Below are 10499 nucleotides of genomic sequence, written 5' to 3' on the forward strand. Positions count from 1 at the left end.
CGGCAAAGAAAAGTAGGTGCCGCCCCGCACAGGGGCGACGCTTGAAGCACGAAGACATAGCGCGGATGCCAGCGCAAGCCGAAGCAAACCAACCAGCCCTCACATACAAAGCAGGTGCCACCCCGCACAGGTGCAACGCGTGAACAGCCAACACCGTAACGCGGATGCCAGCGCAAAGCCAAAACACCGCCCGGCAACGCCCGCGCCACGAAGGCAAAACTCGGATGCCAGCGAAAAAACAAAACCCACTCGCCCGGGCATCACCCAACCCACTTCCACTCCCGAATCTCTTCGCTATCGATACCCTCGGTATGCGCGTAATCGAGGTGCTGGATCTTCTGATCGCGCAAGCGTTCCTTCGCGTGATCGCCGACGCCACGCAGACGAGGCACACGATCAATCACATCGATCGCCAGCGAAAACCGGTCGATCCCATTGATGATCGCGAGCTCGAGCGGCGTATTGATGTTGCCCTTCTCCGCATAGCCATGCACGTGAATGTTCGCGTGATTTGTGCGGCGATACGTCAGCTTGTGAACCAGCGACGCATACGAATGGAAGTTGAAGATCACCGGCTTGTCCGTCGTGAACAGCGAATCGAAATCGCGCCCCGACAAGCCATGCGGATGATCGGAATCGGGCATCAGCCTGAACAGGTCAACGACATTCACGAAGCGGATCTTCAGATCGGGGAACAGCCCTTTGAGGATCTCCACGGCTGCGAGCGCTTCCATGGTCGGAATGTCGCCGGCGCTCGCCATCACGACATCCGGCTCGTGGTCGAGATCCGTCGATGCCCAGTCCCAGATGCCGATGCCTTTCGTGCAATGCGTGATGGCCGACTTCATGTCCAGATACTGCAAGTGCGGCTGCTTGTCGGCGACGATCACGTTCACATAGTCGCGCGAACGCAGGCAATGATCGGCGACACTCAACAGACAGTTCGCATCGGGCGGCAAATAGATGCGCACGACATCGGGGCTCTTGTTCGTCACGACGTCCAGAAAACCGGGGTCCTGATGCGTAAAACCGTTATGGTCCTGACGCCACACGAGCGACGTGATCAGCAGATTCAACGAAGGCACGGGCTGCCGCCAGCGCAACTCGCGTTTGGCTTTTTCCAGCCATTTCGCGTGCTGGTTGAACATCGAATCGATCACATGCACGAACGCTTCGTACGTTGCAAAGAGACCGTGCCGCCCCGTCAGCGTATAGCCTTCGAGCCAGCCTTCCAGCGTATGTTCGCTCAGCATTTCCATCACGCGGCCATCGGCTGACAGATCGCCGCCGTCGCTATCCGATTCGACGATCTGCGCGAGCCACGTCTTCTGCGATGCTTCGTAGATCGCCGTGAGTTTGTTGCTGGCGGTTTCGTCGGGGCCGAATACGCGAAAGCTCGTCATATTGCGACGCATGACGTCGCGCAGAAAATGGCCAAGCACATCCGTGGGCGACACGTAGTTCGTTGCGGGCTTGCCCACGTCGACGGAGTATTCGGTGAAGTCCGGCAGGTCCAGCGCCTTGCACAACGCTCCGCCATTCGCATGCGGATTGGCGCTGATGCGCCGCGGCCCTACGGGCGCGAGCGCGCGCAATTCGGCAACCAGCCGCCCCGCTTCGTCGAAGAGTTTTTCCGGCTCGTAACTACGCAGCCATTCCTCAACGAGTTTCAGGCTCTTGCCGTTGCTCGCCGGATCGGCGACGGGCACCTGATGCGCTCGCCACGTACCCTCTATCTTGTGTCCGCCGAATTCGCGCGGCCCCGTCCATCCCTTCGGCGATCGGAGCACGATCATCGGCCAGCGCGGCCGCTGCGTATTGCCTTCTTGTCGCGCACGCTGCTGGATCGCACGAATCTCGTCGATGCACTCGTCGAGCGTCGCCGCCATCTGCTGATGCATCTTCTCCGGCTCGTCACCTTCGACGAACCACGGCTTGTAACCATAACCCGTCAACAGCGCTTCGAGTTCTTCATGCGGGATACGCGCAAGTATGGTCGGGTTCGCAATCTTGTAGCCGTTCAGATGCAGAACGGGCAGCACCGCGCCGTCGCGCGCCGGATTCAGGAATTTGTTCGAATGCCACGAGGTGGCGAGCGGCCCGGTTTCCGCCTCGCCATCACCGATCATCACCGTGACGATCAGATCAGGGTTGTCGAACGCCGCACCATATCCGTGCGACAGGCTATAGCCGAGTTCGCCGCCCTCGTGAATCGAGCCCGGCGTTTCGGGCGTGCAATGCGAGCCGATGCCGCCCGGAAAGGAGAAGAGCTTGAAAAGACGCCCCATGCCCTCTTCCGTTTCGCCACGGTCCGGATAGATCTCCGAATAGCGCCCTTCCAGATAGCTGTGCGCGAGTGTCGCGGGTGCGCCGTGGCCCGGCCCCGAAAGGAAGATCACGTTCAGATCGCGCTGTTTGATCACCCGGTTCAGATGCACCAGCACGAAGCTCTGGCCGGGATCGGAACCCCAGTGACCGAGCAGACGCCGCTTGATGTGCTCGGGCTTCAGCGGTTCGCGCAAGAGCGGATTCGCGCGCAGGTAAATCATGCCGGCGGACAGGTAATTGCATGCCCGCCAGAAGCGGTCCATGTTGCGCAGTTCATCGGCTTGCAACGGCGTGAGTTGAGGGCGGGTGTCGTCCATTGAGCGTCTCCTTGCAGAGGTTTCGCGGTACGCAGTGCCTCCCTAATCATAGAAGGTGCTTTGCGTATGTCTATTGCGAATGCATGCATCGTTGACGCAGGCGGCACAACGATTGCAAATCCGTTGAATCGCTTGCAATCGACGGGCCGAACGCATAGCGACCGTCACGCATCGATCAAAGGAAGGAGACACAACATGGACGTGATCATGACGCTATTCGGCGAAGGCAACCATCTCACCGCCTTGCAGACAGCCATGCGCGCGATCGTCGTGTTCTTCGCGACGCTCGTGTTCATCCGCATCTCGGGCAGACGCTCGTTCGGACAACGCTCACCGTTCGACTACGTGGTCGCGATCCTGCTCGGCGCCACGCTGAGCCGCGTCATCATCGGCGCATCACCTGTGGTGCCGACGCTCGCGGCGTCGCTGGTGATCGTGCTGATTCATCGCGCGCTAGCGTGGTGCTGCGTGCGCTCGCCGCGGCTCGAATCGCTGGTGGTCGGTGTCGAACGGGAGGTATATCGCGACGGACAGTTCAATAGCCGTCAGATGTCAGCTGCGCTGATTACGCGCACGGATGTTTTCGAGGCCGCGCGGCATGAACTTCACGCGCTCGATCTGCACGACGTGTATGCGGCGATTCTCGAACGCAATGGACAGATGAGCCTGATTCGCAAAGGCGCGAAAGGGAGCGAAGGGAAAACGGATGCGTAGGCAGGAAATTGTGACGCAGCGTCACGTATCAAAGAAACGGGGCGGGCCGCGCCAGCTTCACGAACGAAGCACTCGCGCGAGACCCGCCCCGTCAGAAGCCCGATTTACTCGGTATCGTTCTTCAGTTGCGGCAGCGCCGACGATTCGCCCGGTGCGAGCAAACCGACCTGCGCGTAGATGCGCAGCTTGTCGCGCGTGTCGGTGATGTCGAGGTTGCGCATCGTCAGCTGGCCGATGCGGTCACGCGGCGAGAACGTCGAGGCAACCTTCTCCATCGACAGACGCTCCGGCTGATACGTCAGGTTCGGCGACTTCGTGCTGAGGATCGAATAGTCGTTACCGCGACGCAGTTCGACGGTCACTTCGCCCGTGATCGCGCGCGCGACCCAGCGTTGCGCCGTTTCGCGCAGCATGATGGCCTGCGGATCGAACCAGCGGCCCTGGTACAGCAGGCGGCCGAGGCGGCGACCATTTTCACGGTACTGCTCGATTGTGTCTTCGTTGTGAATGCCCGTGACGAGGCGCTCATACGCGATGAACAGCAGCGCGAGACCCGGAGCTTCGTAGATGCCGCGGCTCTTCGCTTCGATGATGCGGTTCTCGATCTGGTCGCTCATGCCGAGGCCGTGACGGCCGCCGATGCGGTTCGCTTCCAGCAGCAGTTCGACGGCGTTCGGGAACGTCTTGCCATTCAGCGCGACGGGCTGGCCTTCTTCGAAGCGGATCGTCACCTCTTCCTTCGCGACGGGCACGTCGTCGCGCCAGAATGCGACGCCCATGATCGGGTTGACGATCTTGATGCCCGACTCCAGGCTTTCGAGGTCCTTCGCTTCATGCGTTGCGCCGAGCAGGTTCGAATCGGTCGAATAGGCTTTTTCGGCCGACATCTTGTACTCGAAGCCCGACTGGCGCATGAATTCCGACATTTCCGCGCGGCCGCCGAGTTCGTCGATGAACTGCTGGTCGAGCCAAGGCTTGTAGATCTTCAGATCGGGATTGACGAGCAGGCCGTAACGGTAGAAACGCTCGATGTCGTTGCCCTTGTACGTGCTGCCGTCGCCCCAGATGTTGACGCCGTCTTCCTTCATCGCGGCGACGAGCATCGTGCCCGTCACGGCGCGGCCGATCGGCGTCGTGTTGAAGTAGGTGACGCCTGCCGTCGAGATGTGGAACGCGCCGCATTGCAGCGCCGCAATGCCTTCCGCGACCAGCTGCGCGCGGCAGTCGATCAGGCGCGCGCCTTCGGCGCCGTATTCCGTGGCGCGGCGCGGAATCGAGTCGTAATCTTCCTCGTCCGGCTGACCAAGATTGGCTGTGTACGCGTACGGCACGGCGCCCTTCAAGCGCATCCAGTGCAGCGCAGCGCTCGTGTCGAGGCCGCCTGAGAACGCAATACCGACCTTCTGGCCGGTCGGAACATTTTCGAGGATTGTGCTCATAATCAAAACCGTTGAATCGACTTTTGAAGGGAATAGGCGAAACTTTATCAGACATGCCCGTCTACGAGCCGGATTCGGCGGAAAACGGGCATGACGCGACGCTGCAGCGCTGCCGCGCGTCAGGCATCCGGGTGCAGCGGGGCGTCGAGAATCGACGGTGGCACCGCGTCGGGGTCGGTGGCCTGCGCGTCGCCGAAACACTGCTCCGCCAGATCGATCATGCCCACGGCGGCGTCGATCAGCTCGTCGAGACGGTCCAGCAATTCGCCGCGCGCTTCGGCTTGCCCGTCCGGATGACCGTTCAACTGCACGATCAGCGATTCCGCCGTCTGCAGGTACGGAATCGCCTCATGGTAGTTTTCGATCGACACCAGCGCCTTGCTGCGCGCGCCGACCAGCAGACTCCGGTAGTGATCCGCGAGCTCGGACTCGCCGCTGATCCGGGGCAGTTTGTCGGAAATGCGCTGCAGGCAAGCCGGCACCTGCTCGTCGAGCGCGGCCGCGCGCTGCCGCAGATCGGCGTATTCGGCGAGCAACTGGACCTGGTCGAACGGGGAAACGCTGTCCATCGTGGGCGGCTCGTTGTCTGGTGAACCTAGCATCTTACTGCACCACGCAAAGTCGATGCGGGCTAGGACCAATGACCTACACTAAGCACAACCGCGCCAGCATCGGAAACCGCCATCCACGTATCGCAGCGGAAAACGTCCGTCGCGCGTCAACCTGAGCTGTTGCGTAGTCGATAGCCGCACCGTCGCCGACTGAAATGCGGAGGCCTCGCGATCATGGGACACGTTGCCAGCCGTTTGCGAATTCCCGTGCTCGACTGGGTGCACGGTTATCGCAAGGATTGGATCAAGCCGGACCTCGTCGCCGGCGTCACGGCGGCAGCCGTCGTGCTGCCCAAGGCCCTCGCCTATGCCTCGGTGGCCGGGCTGCCCGTCGAAGTCGGGCTGTACACCGCCTTCGTGCCGATGGTCATCTATGCCCTTTTCGGCACGTCGCGGCCGCTCAGCGTCAGCACCAGCGCGACGCTCGCCATCCTGACGGCCGCCGCGCTCGCGCAGGCCGTTCCCGGCGGCGAAACGGCCGCGCTGATGCGCGCGACGGCGACCCTCACGCTGCTCGTCGGCGGGATGCTCGCGTTGGCCGCGTTGCTGCGCCTCGGCTTCGTCGCGAACTTCATTTCCGATCCCGTTCTGACGGGCTTCAAGGCGGGGATCGCAGTCGTCATCGTGCTGGATCAACTGCCGAAGCTGTTCGGCATCCACCCGGAAAAAGGTTCGTTTTTTCACAACGTCGCGGCCCTGGCGATGGGCATTCCCCACGCAGCGTGGTGGACGGTAGCCGTCGGCGCGGCGACGATCGCCATCCTCGTGGCGTTCGAGCACTTCTATCCGCGCGCGCCCGCACCCTTGATCGCCGTCGCCTGCGGGATCGGTGCCGTCGTGCTGCTGGGCCTGCCCGCGCATGGCGTCGGCGTGGTCGGCCATATTCCGACGGGCTTGCCCTCTGTCGTGATGCCCGATTTCTCGCTGATCGGCTCGCTCTGGAAGGACGCCGCCGGCATCGCGCTGATGAGCTTCACCGAAACGGTCGCGGCCGGGCGTGCGTTCGTGGGCAATGGCGAACCCATGCCGAAGCCGAACCGCGAACTGTTCGCGACGGGCCTCGGCAACGCGGCGGGCGCGTGGCTCGGCGCGATGCCCGCGGGCGGCGGCACGAGCCAGACGGCTGTCAACCGGCTGGCGGGCGCGCGCTCGCAACTCGCCCAGCTCGTCACGGCGGCCGTCACGCTCGGCACGATGCTGCTGCTCGCGCCGTTGATCGGCCTGATGCCGCACGCGACGCTGGCCGCCGTCGTGATCGTCTATTCGATCGGCCTGTTCAGCCCGGCCGATTTCCGAGCAATCTTGCGGATACGCCGCACCGAATTCCTGTGGGCGCTCGTCGCGCTGGCGGGCGTCGTGCTGCTCGGCACCTTGCAGGGCATACTCGTCGCGATTGTCGTATCGCTGGTTGCGCTCGCGCATCAGGTGGCCGATCCGCCCGTCTATGTGCTGCGCCGCAAGCCAGGCACGCACGTGTTCCGCCCCGTGTCCGACGAGCATCCCGACGACGAGGCGTTCCCGGGGCTGCTGGTGCTGCGGGTCGAGGGGCGCGTGTTCTTTGCCAACGCCGAGCACATCGGGCAGAAGCTGCGGCCGCTGATCGACGCGGCGCAGCCGAAGGTCCTCATCCTGGAGATGAGCGCCGTGTTCGATCTCGAGTACACCGCGCTCAAGATGCTGATCGAAGCCGAGAAAAAGCAGCGCGAGCGTGGCATCGCGATCTGGCTCGTGCACCTCAATCCCAGCGTGCTCGCGGCGGTGCAACTCTCGTCGCTCGGCGCGACATTGGGTCAAGGGCGGATGTTCTTCAATCTCGAAGAAGCGCTGGCGGCGTGGCAAGCACTTCATGCGCCGGACACGGCAAACGGCGTGGCAAACAGCGCGTCGAAGAAGCTTTAAATCCGCCCGGTCAAACGCCCTTCCCCCCTGCGTGATTCGCTGGCGGGCTGATCCTCGACCCATCGCCAGAACAGCCGGTAGCCGACCGCGAGCATCACCGGGCCGATGAACAGACCCAGCACGCCGCTCGTGATCATGCCGCCCAACGCGCCGATCAGCACGACGGGCATCGGCACGTCGACCCCTCTGCCGAGCAGCAACGGCTTGAGCACATTGTCGGCCAGCCCCGCGATGAACGTGTAGATCGCGAAGATGATGGTCGCGGCGCTCGCGCCCTCGGTGGCGAATACGAACACGATCACGGGAATCGTGATGAGGGTGGCGGGCAACTGCATGATGCCGATCAACAGCACCGCGAGCCCGAGCAGCCCCGCGCCGGGCACGCCCATCACGACGAAGCCGATGCCGATCAGCAGCATCTGGATGAACGCGATGCCGACCACGCCTTGCGCGACGGCGCGGATCGTCCCAATGCACAACTCGGTGATCTTCGGGCCGTTCTCCGGGCCGGAGACGCGCGATGCGATCAGCACCGCGCTGCGACGGCCTTGCTCGCCATGCGCCATGAAAACGCCGGCGAGAATCAGCGCGACGACGAACGTCACCAGTCCGACGCCGAGCCCCGCCAGCGTGCCGAGCACGACAAGCCCGGCTTCCTTCAGTTGTGGCGCGAACCGTTGCGCGAGCCCCGTCAGATCCGTCGAGGCTTGCAACCAGAAGTCGTACAGACGCTGCCCGACGAGCGGCCAGGTGGCGACCGACTCGGACGGCGGCGGAATGCGAACGCCGCCGCTCTTGATGATGGCCGTCACGTGCTCGATGGAATCCGCGGCCGCCACGCCCAGCAGGTAGGTCGGCACGAGGATGATGGCGAACGCGGCGAGAATGATCAGCGTCGCGACCAGGCCGTTGTAGCGCTTCGACTGCCCTCGCAGGCGAACCAGCAGCGGATGGAGCGTGATAGCCAGAATCAGCGACCACACCAGCAGATTGAGGAACGGCACGACGATACGAAAGCAGAAGATCGCGAGAATGGCGATCAGGCCCGCGCGGATCAGCACGTCGAGCATGCCGCGCGCAAATGACTTCTCAGAACTCTGGATGGGTAACATCGATTTTCTCCGCTGAGTCACTGCGCGATTTCCCGCGCTAACCGGTCGGTCGCGCCGCCCGCGAGATGCGGTGCCGCACGACGCTGATCGCCTGCTTGAGCGCATAGACGTCGTGCAGATAGCGCGTCGGCACGCGTATCTGGCTCGCCTGCGCGTCGATGCTCTCGAGTTCGTTGTGCCATTGCGAGAGCTGGTGCGCAGATGGCTGCGCCGTCTTCCAGATTTCGTCTTCCAGCGCCTTGAGCTCGCGATACCAGACCACGAAGCGCTTCTTGACGCGCGATTCCAGCATCCGCGGCAGCGCCTGCACCAGCCCGATCAGCACGGCCAGGAACGGCACCAGGATCAGCAGGCGCCGCTCGATGAAGCTCGCAAGCCAGAACGGCAGGTAGCGCTGAAGGAACGGGCGTCCGGACTTGAAGTAGCGCTCGCTTTCGCTGGAAATGGGGAATTCATCCGTATTCAGATTGGGGAAGGTGCCGAGCGGCGTGAAATAGTCCTCTCCCGCATGCGCGGTTCTGGCTGCGTCGAGCAACAGATAGACGAGCGCGGGATGCAACGTGTCCTTCGCGACCAGCAGCGCCGTCGCGGCCAGCAACGTGACGTCCGTTTGCGGGCGATCGTCGACGATGCTGGTCGAGGCGCGCGGGAACGTCACCTTCTTCAGCGACGGGAATTTCTGCACGAGCGCGTCGGCCTGAGCGAAGCTCATCAGCTTCAGGTCGCTGTTCAGCAACATCTGCTGCATCGGCGCGTCCGGCCTGCCGATGAAGAACGCTGCATCGAGACAGCCGTCCTGGAGGCAGCGCCAGGCGTTCGGCGCATCCATTTCGAACAGCTGGGTGTTGTCACGCGTGATGTCGCTGTAGCGCAGCAAGACCCGCGACACCTCCAATAGCCCGCTGCCCGGCACGCCGACGCCGATCCGTTTGCCGCGCAGTTGCGCGAGCCGGTTGATGGTCTGCGCGTCACGATAGAAAACCCAGATCGGTTCATATGAAACGGCGGCAATCGTTTCCAGATGATCGGTTTCCTGCGGCGTGGTGGTGCCCGATTGAACGAAGCCCACCTGGTATTCGCTCGTGGGGTCTTTGAGCCGCTCGTAGTTCTCGACGGAACCGGACGAGCTGCGGATTTCGAGCGTCACGCCGTCGCGTTTGAGGATGGGCGCATAGCGCTCCGCAAAGCCGCGATAAATGCCCTTGTCCGCGCCCGTCGTGATGACGATGCGCGTCTGGAAAGCCGGCTCGATGACGGCATACAGTCCCCAGCCCAGCGCCGCCAGCGCGATGACGGCACCGACGACGAAAAGCCACCTGCGCCGTGGCGCGACGGGTGGCTTCTGGCTGCGGTGAAGCGCTGGGTTGTCCCTGGGCATCGCTGGGCCCTCTCGTTCGCCAGGGTCCTTTCACATCTGTGAAAGGACATTCGGAGCGCATGTGTCGCGTATGTGTCGCATCAGGCGTCCAGCGTTCTGATCAGGGTAATGCACGATCCCAGGGATCGGTATTGGACCAAAGTCCAATGGTGCGGGCCGTGCCGCTGCCAGATACTCGCTGCGTGATGCCCGCGCGTTCGGCCGCGGCGCGTGCGCAGACATGCCGTTCGATATTGCGGAGCTGCGTATTCGTCTAGACCGTCTGGACGTTTGTAGCACGCTTGTAGCCCGCTTGCCCCCTTGTAGCACGCTCGGCGGCGAACACGGGACCGGCGCGAAGGAGACCTTCGAAGCAGCAAAGCGACTGGCAGCGTTTTGGCCCGTCAACACAATTCGAACCTGGCTGCCGGTCCGCGCGGCGCGCGAGCGCGCGCTCGTGTTGTCGCGTGACGCACGGCACCTAATAGCTTGAATGGGGAGGCGCTCATGGCGTCTTTGTTGTATCGGCTATCGAACTGCCTCTGTCTTGTTGTGAAAAAACATCCGACGCGCAAGCGGCTGCTTCTGCCTCTCGCGCTGCTGGCACTGTCATCTCTCACCGCCTGCAAGAAGGCCCCCACCGCACCCGGCCGTCGAAGTCACCGTCGTCACGGTGCGGCAGCAGGAAACGCCCGTCGATTTCGAGTTTACCGCGCAGACGC

At 63.0% G+C, this 10499-nt stretch carries 7 protein-coding genes; 2 read left to right on the top strand and 5 right to left on the bottom strand.

Going from position 1 to position 10499, the window contains the following annotated elements:
- Positions 1-260 precede the first annotated feature (260 nt).
- Positions 261-2645: a phosphoketolase gene (locus tag SB822_RS53685; protein WP_079488720.1), complete on the bottom strand. Its 2385-nt coding sequence runs from the start codon at positions 2643-2645 to the stop codon at positions 261-263.
- A gap of 195 nt (positions 2646-2840) precedes the next feature.
- Here SB822_RS53685 and SB822_RS53690 point away from each other — a divergent pair, with 195 nt between their 5' ends.
- Positions 2841-3359, top strand: a complete 519-nt coding sequence (locus tag SB822_RS53690) for a DUF421 domain-containing protein (protein WP_410858660.1) — start codon at positions 2841-2843, stop codon at positions 3357-3359.
- Positions 3360-3463: 104 nt separating this feature from the next.
- Here SB822_RS53690 and argG read toward each other — a convergent pair whose 3' ends face one another.
- Entirely contained in the window at positions 3464-4798 is a 1335-nt protein-coding gene (gene argG / locus SB822_RS53695; protein ID WP_007746355.1) for an argininosuccinate synthase, read from the bottom strand.
- Positions 4799-4917: 119 nt separating this feature from the next.
- Complete coding sequence (locus SB822_RS53700) at positions 4918-5367, bottom strand: hypothetical protein (protein WP_007746354.1); 450 nt, start codon at positions 5365-5367, stop codon at positions 4918-4920.
- A gap of 216 nt (positions 5368-5583) precedes the next feature.
- Between SB822_RS53700 and SB822_RS53705 the strand changes: the two genes are divergently transcribed.
- Positions 5584-7308, top strand: coding sequence for a SulP family inorganic anion transporter (locus tag SB822_RS53705; protein ID WP_410858661.1), 1725 nt, complete (start codon positions 5584-5586; stop codon positions 7306-7308).
- On the opposite strand, the gene SB822_RS53710 is transcribed toward SB822_RS53705, so the two are convergent.
- Both SB822_RS53710 and SB822_RS53715 read right to left on the bottom strand, forming a co-directional pair.
- Complete coding sequence (locus SB822_RS53710; protein WP_410858662.1) at positions 7305-8420, bottom strand: AI-2E family transporter; 1116 nt, start codon at positions 8418-8420, stop codon at positions 7305-7307. The two genes, SB822_RS53705 and SB822_RS53710, sit on opposite strands and share 4 nt — an antisense overlap.
- Positions 8421-8457: 37 nt before the next feature.
- Complete coding sequence (locus SB822_RS53715; protein ID WP_410858663.1) at positions 8458-9798, bottom strand: TAXI family TRAP transporter solute-binding subunit; 1341 nt, start codon at positions 9796-9798, stop codon at positions 8458-8460.
- Positions 9799-10499: the final 701 nt, after the last annotated feature.

The organism is Paraburkholderia sp. SIMBA_054, from assembly GCF_046534875.1.
In the GTDB taxonomy this organism is placed as follows: domain Bacteria; phylum Pseudomonadota; class Gammaproteobacteria; order Burkholderiales; family Burkholderiaceae; genus Paraburkholderia; species Paraburkholderia hospita.